At 58.2% G+C, this 14,730-nt stretch carries 12 protein-coding genes; 9 read left to right on the forward strand and 3 right to left on the reverse strand.

Annotated features, from left to right (window positions below):
* The first annotated feature begins 5 nt into the window (after positions 1 to 5).
* From OH491_RS04135 to OH491_RS04155, 5 genes are all read left to right on the forward strand, one after another.
* Positions 6 to 662, forward strand: coding sequence for a DUF1573 domain-containing protein (locus tag OH491_RS04135; protein ID WP_334319106.1), 657 nt, complete (start codon positions 6 to 8; stop codon positions 660 to 662).
* Positions 663 to 904: 242 nt separating this feature from the next.
* Complete coding sequence (locus OH491_RS04140; RefSeq protein ID WP_084441905.1) at positions 905 to 3,112, forward strand: sensor histidine kinase; 2,208 nt, start codon at positions 905 to 907, stop codon at positions 3,110 to 3,112.
* A 516-nt stretch (positions 3,113 to 3,628) separates the two neighbouring features.
* The gene (locus OH491_RS04145) at positions 3,629 to 3,892 is read left to right on the forward strand and encodes an antitoxin VapB family protein (protein ID WP_068769204.1); all 264 of its coding nucleotides are present in this window, start codon (positions 3,629 to 3,631) and stop codon (positions 3,890 to 3,892) included.
* The gene (locus tag OH491_RS04150; protein ID WP_068769203.1) at positions 3,882 to 4,250 is read left to right on the forward strand and encodes a type II toxin-antitoxin system VapC family toxin; all 369 of its coding nucleotides are present in this window, start codon (positions 3,882 to 3,884) and stop codon (positions 4,248 to 4,250) included. Before OH491_RS04145 ends, OH491_RS04150 begins: the two co-directional genes overlap by 11 nt.
* A gap of 171 nt (positions 4,251 to 4,421) precedes the next feature.
* Positions 4,422 to 5,201: a metallophosphoesterase family protein gene (locus OH491_RS04155; protein ID WP_068769202.1), complete on the forward strand. Its 780-nt coding sequence runs from the start codon at positions 4,422 to 4,424 to the stop codon at positions 5,199 to 5,201.
* A 205-nt stretch (positions 5,202 to 5,406) separates the two neighbouring features.
* Here the strand turns inward: OH491_RS04155 and OH491_RS04160 are convergent, their stop codons facing one another.
* Genes OH491_RS04160 through OH491_RS04170 form a run of 3 tightly spaced genes read right to left on the reverse strand, consistent with a single transcriptional unit; the run spans position 5,407 to position 9,216 of the window.
* Entirely contained in the window at positions 5,407 to 6,858 is a 1,452-nt protein-coding gene (locus OH491_RS04160; RefSeq protein ID WP_084441904.1) for an MFS transporter, read from the reverse strand.
* Between the two features lie 19 nt (positions 6,859 to 6,877).
* A complete protein-coding gene (locus tag OH491_RS04165; RefSeq protein WP_068769200.1) occupies positions 6,878 to 8,242 on the reverse strand; it encodes a GH1 family beta-glucosidase in 1,365 nt (454 codons plus the stop codon).
* A gap of 2 nt (positions 8,243 to 8,244) precedes the next feature.
* On the reverse strand, positions 8,245 to 9,216 hold the full coding sequence (locus OH491_RS04170) for a Gfo/Idh/MocA family protein (RefSeq protein ID WP_084441903.1): 972 nt from the start codon (positions 9,214 to 9,216) through the stop codon (positions 8,245 to 8,247).
* A 69-nt stretch (positions 9,217 to 9,285) separates the two neighbouring features.
* Here OH491_RS04170 and OH491_RS04175 point away from each other — a divergent pair, with 69 nt between their 5' ends.
* From OH491_RS04175 to OH491_RS04190, 4 genes are all read left to right on the forward strand, one after another.
* Complete coding sequence (locus OH491_RS04175) at positions 9,286 to 10,353, forward strand: LacI family DNA-binding transcriptional regulator (protein ID WP_068769198.1); 1,068 nt, start codon at positions 9,286 to 9,288, stop codon at positions 10,351 to 10,353.
* Positions 10,354 to 10,728: 375 nt separating this feature from the next.
* Positions 10,729 to 11,217: a hypothetical protein gene (locus tag OH491_RS04180; RefSeq protein ID WP_145928605.1), complete on the forward strand. Its 489-nt coding sequence runs from the start codon at positions 10,729 to 10,731 to the stop codon at positions 11,215 to 11,217.
* Between the two features lie 18 nt (positions 11,218 to 11,235).
* Positions 11,236 to 13,644: a DUF7594 domain-containing protein gene (locus OH491_RS04185; RefSeq protein ID WP_068769196.1), complete on the forward strand. Its 2,409-nt coding sequence runs from the start codon at positions 11,236 to 11,238 to the stop codon at positions 13,642 to 13,644.
* Between the two features lie 34 nt (positions 13,645 to 13,678).
* The gene (locus tag OH491_RS04190; protein WP_334319105.1) at positions 13,679 to 14,665 is read left to right on the forward strand and encodes an NAD(P)-dependent oxidoreductase; all 987 of its coding nucleotides are present in this window, start codon (positions 13,679 to 13,681) and stop codon (positions 14,663 to 14,665) included.
* The last annotated feature ends 65 nt before the right edge of the window (positions 14,666 to 14,730 follow it).

The following is a 14,730-nucleotide window of genomic DNA, read 5'->3' on the forward strand; positions in this document are numbered from 1 at the left end:
ATCTCATGAAAAAATCCGGCATCCTGCTTTGGTGCACTGTGGTATGCGCTCTTTGCGCATCCCCGCTCCCGGCCCAACTCACATGGACGACCACCCGCATCGAACTCACCTCGCAACCCGGTGACGCCACGCTCACGGCCTCCTACCCGTTCGCAAACCGCACCAACGCCACGATCAACATTCTCGATATCCACGCTGCCTGCGGCTGCACCACGCCCGAGCTCGAAAAAAAAACCTACGCCCCCGGTGAAAAGGGCGAGGTCAAGGTGACCTTCACCATCGGTTCCCGCCAGGGCTCGCAAACTAAGACGATTACCCTCCGCACCGACGCCGGTGACACCATCCTGCAATTCGTTGCCACCATCCCGCAACGCCTGCAAATCTCTCCCCGGCTCGTTATCTTCAGGCCCGGCGATGATACCCCCCGTCACATCCAACTGTCCTTTCGCACTGATATTCCCGTCACCGACGTTACCCTCTCCGATCCCGGCTCCGCCTTCACTGTCAGGCTGGCCGAGGATCAACCCGGAACTGACTACACGCTTGCCGTCGCGCCCGCCGATCACGGCGAGGCCCTCACCACCCTTGTCATTCGCAGCAAGGGTGCATCGGGCGTCACCTACACCGACACGGTGTTTTTCCGCCGCATGGCATCCCGCTGACATTCCATACGACTGCCGACCGGATCCATGCTGAAAACGAACAGCCGCATTTTTGGCATTACAGTATGTTTCAAGAATATAATTTCAAAATGGCATTTATTAACGAAATATTTAAACAAGAGATGACCTATATAATAAATGAACTAATTCACTGGATTTAAATTTCTGCTATATGACCTAGTGTATTACATTACGCTCTCGCCGTTCCGAATTAGATATTTTCTGTGAGCTAATCCATTACCATGCTGACTGCGCCATCTGCGGCAGCTTTCTCCAAGGCTTCGACTCCCGGCTCACTTCCTGCTCCGTTGCCACCACCGGCCCGCGGATTGGTTGTGTTTTTGATAATCGCATTGATCGCCGGAAGCGTGGGGAGCTATCTGGCCTATTTGCCCTTGGTGCGATCCCCCCTGACTCAGATCGTCCCAGGAGTATCCGGTGTCACTGCGGCCATCCTTGCCCCAAATAGCGGCCACTCACCGCGCACCGTCGATGATGCCGTGGCGCTCGATCATGCCGGTGTTTTTGTTCCCATGCCGCCTTCGGAATCCGCTTCGGTTCTCAACCGACGGCCGCGAGAAGAGTGCTGGTACCGGCTAATCTTCCAAAATACTGGCATCGAACAACACCGCATCATACTCGATCTCATCTGGCGCTTCTACGACTATGCGGCTCTTTATACACCCCAGGCAGACGGCGGATGGATCGAGACCCTGTGCGGCTCAAGTGTGTCTTCGCAGGATCCTCGTGTTACCAGACGCTGGGTTGCCTTTGAACTGAGCCTGCCCGCCGACCAGCCGTTGACAGTCTATCTGCATGTGCGCGATTACCAGCGATTGCCCGCGCAATTTTTCTATTGGCCAGACAGCACCGCATTCATGGCATGGGAACGATTCGTTTTTATTCAGCATTTCTTATTCTTCGGCTTATGGAGTGGCATCATGGTGCATGCGCTTTTCCATTATGCAATGGGGCGGCAGCGCTTCCAACTATATTATGTAGGTTTTCTATTTTTCCTTGGTTCGCTGGAATTTTTCGGCAGCGGCTTGTATCAATTAGTGATGTCTTGGCCGGAGCGCTTTCCTATCGAGATCATTATTGGCATCATCGGTGCGGCGGGTTTGTTTTTCCTTTGCCAATTTGCGAGGCATTATCTTGACGCTGCCCACGAAATTCCGCGAGTGGATCGTTTGCTGCGCTATCTGTGCCTCATTCCTGTGTGCGTTTTGATCGAAGTGTTTCTCTGCCTGTGGCCTCGCGCGGCGCATTTTAGCCTGCAAAGTGTCATGCTGACGGTGACGGTGTTTTTCATATTGATGATGGGGATCAGCGTGATGCGCTGGAAGGCAGGCTGTCATCGATCAGGATTCCTATTGCTGTCATTTCTGCCCTATACGCTCACACTTTTGCTGTGGGTTTTCATCGGTCCCGATACTGTTGTGCGCGATGATGAGGTTCGCTTCGCCATGCAGATCGGCCTTGCGCTCCAACTGGTACTCCTGACGCTCGCCACGGCTTGGCAGCACCGATTGCTGTTGGCCCGCAACCTTCAGTTGCAAACCAACTACTCTGCTCGTCTTGAAAAGGAAGTTGATGAGCGCACGCGCCAGCTTACATCCCTGAGTGAAGATCTCTCTCTGATGGTGAATGACCGCAACCGCCTGCTTTCGCTCATCGGTCACGATCTGCGTGGACCGGCAGGTTCGTTGCAGGCGCTGACACGCATCTTGGCTGATAATCCCGGTCGCTTCAGCATGCGCGAATTGGCGGATCTCGCTGATGAGATCGCCCACGCCTGCACCCTCCAGATCGAATTGCTCAACAACCTGCTCGTGTGGGGCTGTGCCGGCTCTGCAGTGGGCAGCGGAAAAGGTGGACTGCCAGAGATGGCGGATATACGGACTGAGATCGTCGAAGTCTGCCGATTGCTCGGGTGGACGGCACGGGTCAAGAGGATAGAGATGATCAACGATGTGCCAGCTAGCCTGCGGGCAATGATCGCGCCGCCCCACTTGCAGGTGATCCTTCGCAATCTTGTGGTCAATGCGATCAAATTTACCCCATCCGGGGGGCGCATCGTCGTTTCGGCCGAGGCAAAAAAAACGGGGCACATCGAAATTTGCGTGACGGATTCCGGCGTGGGCATTCCGCCTGCCCGGCTCGCACAGCTTCTGAAGGGGCCGGTGAAAAGCATGCCGGGAACCAATGAAGAAAAAGGCGTGGGCTTCGGGCTCAGCCTGTGCCGCGACCTCGCGCACGCCGCCCGCGGCAAACTCGCCATCCAAAGCAAGGAGGGTGAAGGGACGACAGTGATTCTGACCGTTTCCGCCGCTGCAGGCACAGCGAAAACAAGTCTGGATCTGCGAGATCACATCACCGCGCTCCCCGCCTCTCCCGAATGCCGTCTCAGCGTCGACAGCGAGCCTGTGCACGCAGCCCGGGATGCATAGGATGCAAGGCGACTGGCACGTCTTCATTTTGTTCAGGCATCTTTTGTCACTAACTCAATGGCTGTTACGAGGCGGTTATGACCGGAAGCTGCCAGCGTCCGGTCAGCAATGCGTCGAGGTCATCCCGGTTGGCCATGGCGGGCAGGCGTGCAAGCACGTCGCGCAGGTATTCGGTGTCCATTTTTACGGAGAAAACGGCGTGCTGCATTTCGGCTGGGAGCGCGGCTGGACGTTCTGACCGGCGCAGCGACTACTCTCCCCGCACATGGTCCCTCACTGCCGCCGTGGAATTCCAGGCGGTGTCGTCAAACTCGGGATATACACGCAAAACACTGGGTGCAACAATGCGGGGAAATCGCGTTGCTGGACACTCCGCTGAAGGCGACGGCGCCAAAAAACCGAGGCTGACTCAGTTACAATCCCGATGCTTCATTCCACCTCGAGTGCCCAGTATCCCTTCCCCTTGGGGAGAAAGATTCATTTGACATACATTGGAACCCAACACATTGGTTTTGCATGAGCTGGAAGACACTGACGCTTGACGAAGATGCTTACAACCTCATGAAAAAGGCAAAACTGCCCCGCGAATCGTTTGGCGACATGGTTCGCCGCGTGTTTGTGGAAAAAGACGCCGATCCCTCGGATTTGGTTGATGAGCTTTTCCGCGAATACGGAGGCAAGGGCATGATGCCATCTGCCGCGCGCGCGCGCATGTCGAAGGCGCAGGCGACGCCCGTCCGCTCATCCCGGCCTCCGCGCCGCGCCCGTCATGCTGTTTGACACGACCTTTTTCATCGATCTGGAACAGGAGTTGTACGCAGGGATTCCCGGTGCGGCGGCAGCTTTTCTACAAAAGGTAAAACGCATGCCCAAGGCGGTCAGCACGGTGACCATCGGCGAATTTGCCGTGGGCGCATCGGATGCCGATACACGGCGTATGTTTCGCGGCTATCGCCCTGTGGCGTTGGGCCGCGACACGGCGATCTTCGCGGGCCGGCTGCAAGCGTCCCTGCCGTTCAGGATGGGAGAAAACGATCTCTGGATTGCGGCGACTGCGCTGCGCTTTGGACTGCCTCTGGTGTCGAATGATGCGAAGATATTTCCGCACATCCCGAAGCTGAAACTATATCGTTATTGACCGCCGCCCTGTGCACTCCAAACCGAATTTCGGAGTAACCTGAATGAGTCGTGCGCGTTGCGCGCGCTGTCGGTTCCGATCTGCACCGTGTGATAGTGACCAAGGAGTGCCAAAACCAGTAGGCACAGCTTAATATAAACCGATGGGCATTTCCAGCCTGTCCCCACCACCATGTGCATCCTCCACACTGCCGATTTCCATCACAACCATGGATGGTTCGACTGGCTGATTGCCCAGCAAACCAAATTCGACTTGCTCGTGCTCGCCGGAGACCTGCTCGACATGCGCGCGTCGGGCCGCCAATACCCGCTAAGCACGCAGGTGAAGGAAGTGCGAGAAAAACTCGCTGCCCTAAAAACACCGGCGGCTATCTGCACCGGTAACCACGACATCTGGATGACCAACCCGATTGCCACCGATGTGTGGGCCGAAGGCGGTTGGCTCAAAAACTGCCGCCGCGAAAACCTCTGGATTGACGGTGACATCTTCAAATTCATGGACGAGCACATCGCCGTCGTAAAACACAACACCGACCGCTGGCCCGCCCGCGCTAGCATCGTCGTCGTTCACAACCCGCCGAAAAACTTGAAAACCTCCGTCAATGCCTGCAACAAAATTGATTTCGGCAGCCACGACGTGGCCCGCAATCTTGTCCAAAACCGCCCGGACTTCGTCCTGTGCGGCCACGTCCACAACCCCGTCGCGTGGATGGATTCGTGGGAAAACACCACTGTACTCAACCCCGGCTTTGGCACCGGCCCGGTTCCTAACCACATCATCATCGATACCGAAAGCTGCGAAATCATCCGCGTCATCGCGGAAACAAAAAAGCATAACCAAAAAACGCGCCGCTTTTCTCTAACACCGGTATGCCCCGCGCTTAGCCGCCGGAAAACAGATCATAACCATTTAATTATACGCAAGATAAGGAATTCAATCTATTGGAAGTAGCCAAGAAATGGCCACATCCGCCTCGATCCATCGCAGTCTCGACAAGATTAAGAATGTGCCGAGCCGGAAGGTCGCGGGGATACGGATGTCCTTGCTAAAACCGAGCTTTCGCCATTGTGCCAGGCAGTGAAAAATATTTTAATAAGAGTATCCAGGCCGAACGTTGCAAAGAATCAAAATGCCTTAAATACCCCTCTCATTACATTTATGTGGTTTTGGTTATCGGTTGTTCCGCGTGGCGCCGAGCAAGCTCGTCTTTGATTTGATAAACCCTTTCCTCGCTCAACTCATAGCGTTGTATGAAAATCAACGAAAGCAATGCGCCAATCAGGGGAATGAGAAAATAGAGGAACTTCATCAACATGAGTGTTTGCCCCGATTGCGCCCCCAACTTGGCATCGAATCCTATCCAGACCAGGACAAATCCCGCAATCAGTGAACCAAAAGAGTTGCCCGCCTTCTCAAACCAGTTGAGAAGCGATGTGAACACCGCCTCGCGGCGCAATCCCGTGTGCAGTTCGTCATAATCGGCGATATCTCCGAGCATGGCCAGTGCGGCGATGCTAAAACCCGCGTTCGCGATGCCGTTGCACGAGATGACGATCAATTGCAGCCATGGCTGTTCAGGCTGGTAAACGATCAACTTGCAGATGCATCCAAATATGAGAACGCACGATGCCATTTGCAACACGCGCCTCTTGCCGAAATGCTTTATCAAGTATGGATAGACAAACAGTGTCGTAAGCAGCGCGGCGATTTGAAACGAAGAGCCGACAACGCCGAACGCGACCGCGGCTCTTTTCAGATCGCCGCCAAACACATAATATCCATTCATGTAGAAGAACAATATCCCCACTATATTATAGCCAAAACACGCGGAGAACCTTGCCGATATCAGAAACATGAACGGGCGGTTGTTCCGCACCACCCGCAGGTTGGCCAGCAGTGACACCTTCGGCTGGCGGGCCGCCACCTGGGCGTAATTGCGCTCATGGCATAAAAAAGCCGGCATCAGTCCCGCGATCAGAAATATCACGGCGCATCCCACAGCCACCCATCGAATGCCGCTGACAGTGCTTGGAAATACAGAAAATTGCGTCAAGGGATAAAACCACTGGCTCAAAATCAGAAAGGCGAAGCCAAAGGCCAGCGCCAGCGACGCCAGTCGGGTTCGCTCGTGATAATCTGATGTGGCCTCGACAAAAAGGCCGCCAACGGACATGGCAAAGACCGCGTGCGCCACAAAGAAAAGCAATGAAACGCACAGCAGGTGCCAAAACAGGTGAGCCTCGCCCGCATCCGCGGGGAACCACCATATCGCCACGAACAACACCGCGATCATCGGCGCTGAAACCACTATCAGTGGAATTCGGCGGCCCCATCGCGAACGGAAATTATCGGAGAACTGGCCGCAAAAAGGATCGAGCATCGCATCCCATAGCCGCTGGATAAAAACAACCGTGCTGATGAGTGCCGGGTTCAACCCGAAAGTCATGTTATAAATCGGGTTTATGAGCACGTGCAGGGCTCCGAGCGTGCCGTCGGACACCATCCGGCCGCACGCAATGCCGAATTTTTCCTTCGGTGACACGCGATCCGATTCGCTGGTTGAGCGATGTCCGGAGGCTGTCACGCGGGAGGGGATTTGAGGCGGCATATGTTTATTGAATGGAGTGTCAACCGAGCGATTTTCCGTTGCCCCGGATCACGCTGGCATACCATGAAAACGAATCTTTTGGCGTGCGCTTTTGGGTGCGATAGTCAACATGGACGAGCCCGAATCGCTCGCTGAATCCATCACTCCATTCAAAGTTGTCCAGCAGGGACCAATGGAAATAGCCTTGCACCGGGTAGCCCTCGCCGAGGGCGCGTTGTATGGAGCGGAGATATCTCGAAATATAATCAATCCGCTGGGGATCATGCACGCATTCATCGAGATGGATGAAATCAGTGTTATTAAAACCATTCTCCGTGAAAACCAAAGGCAGCTTATAGCGCTCGGTCTGAAACCGCGCGGCCCAATACGGCGCATCCGGGACAATGCTCAGCCATGGGCGCGTTCCCCTGGGATTGCCCGGCCCCCATCCGCCCGGAACTGCCTCGGTCTGCCCATTCGCCCCGGCGCGAACCGGCCACCCCGAATAACAATTATATCCAAGAAAGTCGATCGGTTGCGAAATCAGCGCCATGTCGGCATCCGTGATTTGCGGCAAATCCGGGGCAAACAGCTCCAGTCCCTCCTTGGGATAACCTCCAAACACCACGGGATCGGCCCACCAGGCCAGATCCCAGAAATTGCGTTGCTTGCATGAGAAATAGTCCCGCCTGGCCGCCTCGATATGAGCGGGAGTCTCCTCCGCCGGGATTCGCTCCCGGCTGGTATGGGCGATGGAAATTTTTGCCGGCCGGCGCGCTCCCGCCCGCAGTGCCTGAACACCTCGTCCGTGCGCCAGCAGCAAATGGTGAGCCCCGAGCAAACACTCGGCAGGCGACAAACGCAGCCCGGGGGCATTTTGTCCGAGTTGATGCCCGAACCCGATGATGACCGGCGGTTCGTTGAATGTCATCCAGTGTCCGACCCTGTCGCCAAAACGCCCGGCCGCAAGCGAGGCGTATTCGCCGAACCATTCCACGATGTCACGATTCAGGAAACCGCCCTTTCGCTGCAATGCCAGCGGCAGGTCCCAATGATACAGCGTGACCCACGGGGTTATGCCGGCTTCGAGCAGCGCATCTATCAACGCGTCATAAAACGCGACACCCTTTTCATTCACGGCACCGGTTCCCTCAGGCAGGATGCGGCTCCATGACAACGAAAACCTGTAACCGCCCAAGCCCAATTTTTGCATGAGCGCCACGTCCTCCCGCCAGCGATGATAATGATCACAGGCGACATCGGCGTTCTGGCCCTCGAAAGTCCGCCCCGGCTCGTGCGTAAACGCGTCCCATATTGACGCGCCCTTGCCGTCGGCATCCCAGGCGCCCTCGATTTGATAAGCGGCGGTCGCCGCGCCCCAGGTGAATTCCTTCGGAAATGTCATGATTATGAAATAACAAGCTGTGTGTTTGCAAGCGTCGCATTCCCCGCCGCCAGATGGCAAACCTCCGTTGAGGAAAGCACCTCCGCCGGCTGCGGATAGAGGGGGCGGTCATGAATAAGATTTTCGATGAATGCCATCGTTTCATCGCGTGAACTGACGGCCAGAAACTCGTCGAAATCCGCGCCCGATTTTTCCTCGCGCTCCAGTTTCCCGCCAGCCCAGGCGCGCCATCCCCAACCCGAATCGGAGGCATGGATTTCCACTTTATAATTATTGCCGAACAACTCGATCGTCTCGGCATGCATCCCCGTGGTCGGCATCAAATCCACCGTTGCATGCGCGCCATTCTCGAAATCGATCATCACCTGCGCCCACGCGCAATCGCCCGAAAAATAGTGCCGGCCAGAATGCCGGACTGGATTTCCGCCCAGCATGCAGACGGCATCAACTATATGCACCCCGGTGTCCCGAAGAAACCCGGGCTCCTTCCGGTTCACCCGTGCCATGGTTGCGCGTATATACCGGGCAGGGCGCCCCGCCATCCAGTCGAGCGCGGCCCGCACCTGAGGATCATAACGCCTGTTCATGCTCATCATCACCCGTGCCTTGGTCTCGGCCGCCACCCGCACCACTTCGCGCGCCTCCTCAAGAGTCACGCCCATGGGCTTCTCCATCAGCAGCGGAATCCCCGCGCGCATCAATTTGATTGCGACGCTGGCATTCAACCCTTCGGGAGTGCACACCACGCACGCGTCCGGTTTTTCGCCGCGCAACATTTCGTCGGTGTCCGCATACGTCCGGGCGAAACCGAATTTCGCCGCCGCCGAGCGAGCCTTGGCCTCGATATTGTCCACGACGCAGCAAAGAATAATGGCGGCGGGATGCGCCTTATTATACTCAGCCAGTACCGGCAAATGAAACTGCGTGCTGTGATAACCGCAGCCAATGACACAAATTCTCAGGGGGGCTTGCATATTACAGGAATTGATAAAACCAAGCGTTGACAAACGTGCAACGGCTCTTCGATTCTACGCGTAGAACCCATGACCTCAGCCCCAACGATCAGGGACATCGCCAAGGTCGCCGGAGTGCATTTCACGACGGTGGGACTCGCGTTGCGCAACGATCCCCGCATCACCGGGACAACCGCGGCGCGGGTGCGGGCGGCCGCCGAAAAGCTCGGATACCGCCCCAACCCGATGGTCAGCGCGCTGATGAAGGATGTGCGGGGCGGGCGCCTCACCCACAGCCACGTCACGATCGGGTTTTGCAGCCACTGGGAATGGGAGGGCCGGGAGGGATGGAAACATTTGCGCACGCACCGGCTGTTTTTTGAAGGGGCGAGCCAGCGGGCCGAGTCGCTGGGGTATCACATTGACCATTTTAATCTGGCACAGGCCGGCTACACGCCCGCGCGCTGGAGCCAGATATTCAAGGCGCGCAACATCACGGGCCTCATTCTCGCCAGTTTTGAAAAGCTCACGCACGACCTGCCGCTGGACTGGGACGCGTTCAGCACGGTGCGCATCGATCCCAACCCCCAGAATCCGCACCTCGACACCGTGTGCACCAACCACAGCCAGACCGTGCGCGTGGCCTTCCGGCAGGCGCGGGCCCGCGGCTACAAACGCATCGCCCTGGTCTCGCACCAACTCTGGGATGAGCGGCTCGGCGATGCCCTTTTGTCCGGGTTTCTGGTGGAACAGTCCACCGTGCCGGTCCGGCAGCGAGTCCCGGCATTCCGAACCTACGATTGGACCAAGGAAGCGTTCGCTGCCTGGCATGCCAAAACACGTCCCGACGCGATCATCGCGATGAATGATGAAAAAGTGCTCGGCTGGCTCGACGCGCTCAATATCAAAGTGCCTCGCGATCTCGGTTTTATCTCCCTGGATCAAAAACCGGAGACAGCCGGCATCGCCGGCATGAGGAAAAACCATGAGCTGCTGGGCGCAAGCGCGACAGACATGGTGATCGGGAAAATGCAGCACAACGAGCGCGGCATCCCGGAATTTCCCCGGCTCACCCTGATCGCAGGCAAGTGGATTGATGGGAAAAGCATCCGCCCCTTGCCCAAAGGGATCGGGGACCCGTCCGCATATATCGGCTGAGCCGGGCACGGACAATGGCGGCGCCCTTGTGGCGTCCAGCCCGGAAGACGTCATTCAACGTGTAGCATTGGGCGGCGGTTGTCATCAAACCAGCCGGGGGCAGACCTACGGGCAGCATTTCCCCTCCCTTGGTTTTGAAATCCTCCCGCCATGAGATTTCCCCTCCTCCTTTTGTCGCTCATTATCGTGCCGGATGCAAACGCTTCCTCCCCCGCCACACCGGCGGTCGCCGAGCTGGATGGATTTCGCATCACCGCTTCGGAATACAAATTTTTTATCGCGCGGATGAAGGCGGGACATGCCACGCGCTGGTTCTCATCGCAAAAGGCGCTTTCGCCCGAACACTGGAACGCGCCGCATGACGGCGCTGAAGGTATGCCCGTCGCCGGACTGCTGAAGCAGGCGGCCCTGGATGAGGCCCTCGCCGCAAAAGCCCGCCTTGTTCTTTATTATGAACACAATTTGATCGCCGATCCCGGATGGGATGCCTTTCAGAAAGAACTTGTCGCTGAAAATGAACACCGGGCCAGGACAGCCGCCCTCGGCCGCCCCATTTACGGCCCCGTCCGGTTTACTCCCCTGTCCTATTGGCTCCATCGCGAAACCCAGCTGTCGCTGCGTCTGGCGCATCGCTTGCGCGCCGGTGAATCCGGCCCCGGGGAGGATTGGGAACGCGAGTTTTATGAAAAGAACAAAACACGCATATTCAACAGCCGGGAAGGCATTCTGCCAATCGAACGGGCAAGAAGCATCATCCGCAGCCGATATTTCGAGGAACGCGTTCACCTGCTTGCGCGGGCGCGCCTGGAATCCGCCGAAATAAAGGTCAACCGGCATGTCGTTGCCGGCATCCCGGTCGAATAAACCATCCCCCTCTTGCCCATGAAAAACCCTACTGCCATCATCTTGCTCTCCTGCATCCTGCTTGCCCCCGCAAGCATCTTTGCGACGGCCTACCACGTGTCCGCCGAGGGCAATGACGCCAATGATGGCGCCTCCCCCGGCAACGCATGGCGCACGCTTGGCCGAGCGAACGCCGGCCCCTTGGCCGACAGCTCCGCGGACTACGCGCCGGGGGACTCCATCCTGCTCCGCCGCGGGGACGTGTGGGCGGGATTCCTGCGCGCCAAGGGCAGCGGTGCTTCCGGCAACCCCATACGCATCGACGCTTATGGCGAGGGCAACGACCCGATTATCAATGGAAACGGCACCCTGGCCGTAATCTATTTATACAATGTGTCCTTTTGGGAGGTCTCCAACCTCGAAATCACCAACCAGTCGGCGACGCCGGGGCAGATGCTCGGCGTGAGAGTGGAGGCGTTCGACTGCGGCAAGCTGGAGCACATTTATATAAAAAATCTCTTCATCCATGATGTCACCGGGGACAACGCCGCCAGTGACGACGAGGCGAAGAAAACCGGCGGCATCTGCTTTATGGTCCATACCGCCCCCTGGGGCGACCCGGCGCGGAGACAGAGTTGGTTTCACGACGCAAGGGTCGAGGACTGCGTCATCCACAATGTCAACCGAGTGGGCATCTCCATCCGCTCCGAATGGTGGTCGAGGGGGGCGGGCACGCCATGGGTGCCCTCGACCGGCATCGTCATCCGCAACAACTTGCTCGACGACATCGGCGGCGACGGCATCACCATCCGCATCGCCCGGGACACTCTGGTCGAATATAATATAGTCAAGGATGCCAACGCGCGAAGCAACTCGTATGCTTGCGCCCTGTGGGCCAACAACGCCGACGGGACCGTGTTCCAATACAACGAGGCGTGCCTCACCCGCACCACCATGGACGGGCAGGGGCTGGACATAGACTTTCGGCAGGACGGGGGAATCTTCCAATACAACTACAGCCACGACAACGAGGGCGGCTTTCTCCTTGTGTGCGCCGACGGCGACAACGCCAACGGCACGAATCCGCCGGCGACAAATTGCATCGCCCGCTACAACATCAGCCAGAACGACCACCACAACATCATCACTGCCGCCGGGCCGACCGACCGCATCCAGATATATAACAATACCATTTTTGTCCCCGGCGACTCCATCGCGGATCTCATTTTATTCAAGACATGGAATGGCTGGGCAAAAAACTGGAAAATACAAAATAATATATTCATGAATTTCGGCACCGGCCACTATCGCACCGATCCACGGGCCACAAACATCGCCTGGGAGGCCAATGTCTTTTACGGCAACCATCCGGTGGACGAGCCGGCGGACGCACGCAAGCTCACGCTCGACCCGATGTTCGCCGCACCGGGCTCGGGCGGGGATGGAATTGACAGCGTGGATGGATATAAACTGCGCTCCGATTCGCCGCTTTACGCGCAAGTCAATCGAGGCGTGTTGATTGCGAACAACGGCGGCCTGGACTATTGGGGAAATCCCGTGAGCGCGACCGAGCCACCGCTGCGGGGCGCCTGCAATGGCGGCGAGCTGGGGTGGATTTCCGCGTCCGCCGATGCTTATGCGCGCAGCGGCAGCCCGTCCGGGAATTTCGGCACGGCCTCCGTTCTGCCCGTCCAGCTTGACGGGGCGAACACGGGCGAGGCGTTTTTCCGCTTTAATGTCGCGAGCCTCGCGGGGGCCGGGGAGATCAAGCTCGTCCTTGTGCCCGTGGCCACGGGCACGGCGGCGGGGGAGGCGCGGCTGTCATGCGAGTTTGTCGCCGACGACCTCTGGGCCGAGAACGCGCTCACGTGGAACACCAGACCCGCCGGCACCGGCGAGCTGTTCGCCAGCGGTGCCGGATGCATCGCAAGCTCGGCGTTCGCGATTGACGTGACGGAACGCGCGAAGGCGGAGGCGGCAGGCGATGGTTATTTCTCGGTGCGGGTCGCGGCCACGCAATCCGGCGCCGGCTATCAAGTCGGTTTCGGCTCGCGTGAGCACAGCCTCGCCTATTACCGCCCGGCGCTCGTGGCAGACAAGGCGATCGCCAGGGTCGAGCTCGCCAATCTGAGGCAGATCCATACCGGAGCGCCCCGCCCTGTGATGGTCACGACCGAGCCCGCAAACCTGGCGGTCGACGTCACCTATGACGGCGCATCCTCCGTCCCGTCGGCGGCGGGCTTCCACTCGGTGGTCGCGACGGTCAACGACCCGCGTTACACGGGCGTCGCACGCGGGACGCTGGAAATTCTCCCTAACAATCCTCCCGACAGCGGCAATTCCGGAGGAAACGGAGGCGGCGGCGGGGCTCCCGGCATCTACTATTTTATTATCATCGCCGCCCTGTGCGCGATTCGCCGCATGGCACGGCGCGGAGGCAACCGGTGAGAGTCACCGCCCCCGGTTTATATTCAGCGTTCCCATGAGGCAACCTGTTCTCTCTTTGCTAAATGCCAGGGAAACAGCCTTGTTTTTCCCGGATGCGGATGATCCGGTGAAACGCAACTGGCATTGGCACGACACCATCGGATGGGTGGACTGCCTGCTCGCACTGCGGCCGCGTGTCCTCGTCACCGGCTGGTCGTCCGCCTGTCTGCCGGATCATCTTGTCGCCGCGCATGGCGGACCGGTCGAATATGTATGCAATGTCACCGGGTCAGTCCGCCATCTCGTCAGCCGCGCGCAAATAGAAGCAGGTCTGCATGTGACGAATTGGGGGGCGATGGTGGCGCCCTACGTGGCCGAGCATGCGCTGCTGCTTGTCCTGGCCGCGTTGCGCAATCTACCAGCCTGGCATCCGCCCCGCAAGGCTGCGGAAATACAGGGGGGCATTGGATGTTTTGAAACGAAGACCCTGCGCGGCAAACGGGTCGGTATTTTGGGGTTTGGCAATATCGCCCGAACCCTGGTTCGGCTTCTCAGCCCGTTTGATGCCGACATCGTCGTTTTCTCCGAGGGTGTGCCGCCCGACCTCATCAAAAAACACGCCGCACGCCCCGCACGCTCATTGCGCGACCTTTTCACCCATGCCGAGGTGTTTGTCTGTTGCGAGTCGTTGACCGAAGCCACCCGCGGTTGCATCGGCCGGGAATTGCTCTCGCTGCTCCCTCGCCATGCCACTTTCGTCAATGTGGGCCGGGGCGCGATCGTGCGCGAGGATGAACTGGCGGCGGTGGCCAATGAGCGGGGCCTGAGGGTGGCATCGGATGTCTTCGCGCAGGAACCCCTGCCCGACGATGCGCCGCCGCGCTCGATAGCCGGCTTGGTCGCGTCGCCGCATATCGGCGGCCCCACCGACGATGCATGCCGGAATTGCGGGCGATGGGCAGTTGAAAACGTTGACCGTTTTCTCCTCGGGCAGCTGCCGGTTGGCCTGATAACTCCGGACATGTATGATCGAGCAACCTGAATGAATCCTCCAACCGCCAGCGTGCGTGCCGCGGAAGCATTCTGCCTTGAAAAGCCCTGACGCGT

It is taken from the genome of Termitidicoccus mucosus (assembly GCF_038725785.1).
GTDB classification, from domain to species: Bacteria; Verrucomicrobiota; Verrucomicrobiia; order Opitutales; family Opitutaceae; genus Termitidicoccus; species Termitidicoccus mucosus.

Coding starts and splice junctions, on each gene's coding strand:
- OH491_RS04135 (WP_334319106.1), top strand. CDS start 6: ATGAAAAAATCCGGCATCCTGCTTTGGTGCACTGTGGTATGCGCTCTT.
- OH491_RS04140 (WP_084441905.1), top strand. CDS start 905: ATGCTGACTGCGCCATCTGCGGCAGCTTTCTCCAAGGCTTCGACTCCC.
- OH491_RS04145 (WP_068769204.1), top strand. CDS start 3,629: ATGAGCTGGAAGACACTGACGCTTGACGAAGATGCTTACAACCTCATG.
- OH491_RS04150 (WP_068769203.1), top strand. CDS start 3,882: ATGCTGTTTGACACGACCTTTTTCATCGATCTGGAACAGGAGTTGTAC.
- OH491_RS04155 (WP_068769202.1), top strand. CDS start 4,422: ATGTGCATCCTCCACACTGCCGATTTCCATCACAACCATGGATGGTTC.
- OH491_RS04160 (WP_084441904.1), bottom strand. CDS start 6,858: ATGCCGCCTCAAATCCCCTCCCGCGTGACAGCCTCCGGACATCGCTCA.
- OH491_RS04165 (WP_068769200.1), bottom strand. CDS start 8,242: ATGACATTTCCGAAGGAATTCACCTGGGGCGCGGCGACCGCCGCTTAT.
- OH491_RS04170 (WP_084441903.1), bottom strand. CDS start 9,216: ATGCAAGCCCCCCTGAGAATTTGTGTCATTGGCTGCGGTTATCACAGC.
- OH491_RS04175 (WP_068769198.1), top strand. CDS start 9,286: ATGACCTCAGCCCCAACGATCAGGGACATCGCCAAGGTCGCCGGAGTG.
- OH491_RS04180 (WP_145928605.1), top strand. CDS start 10,729: ATGCCCGTCGCCGGACTGCTGAAGCAGGCGGCCCTGGATGAGGCCCTC.
- OH491_RS04185 (WP_068769196.1), top strand. CDS start 11,236: ATGAAAAACCCTACTGCCATCATCTTGCTCTCCTGCATCCTGCTTGCC.
- OH491_RS04190 (WP_334319105.1), top strand. CDS start 13,679: ATGAGGCAACCTGTTCTCTCTTTGCTAAATGCCAGGGAAACAGCCTTG.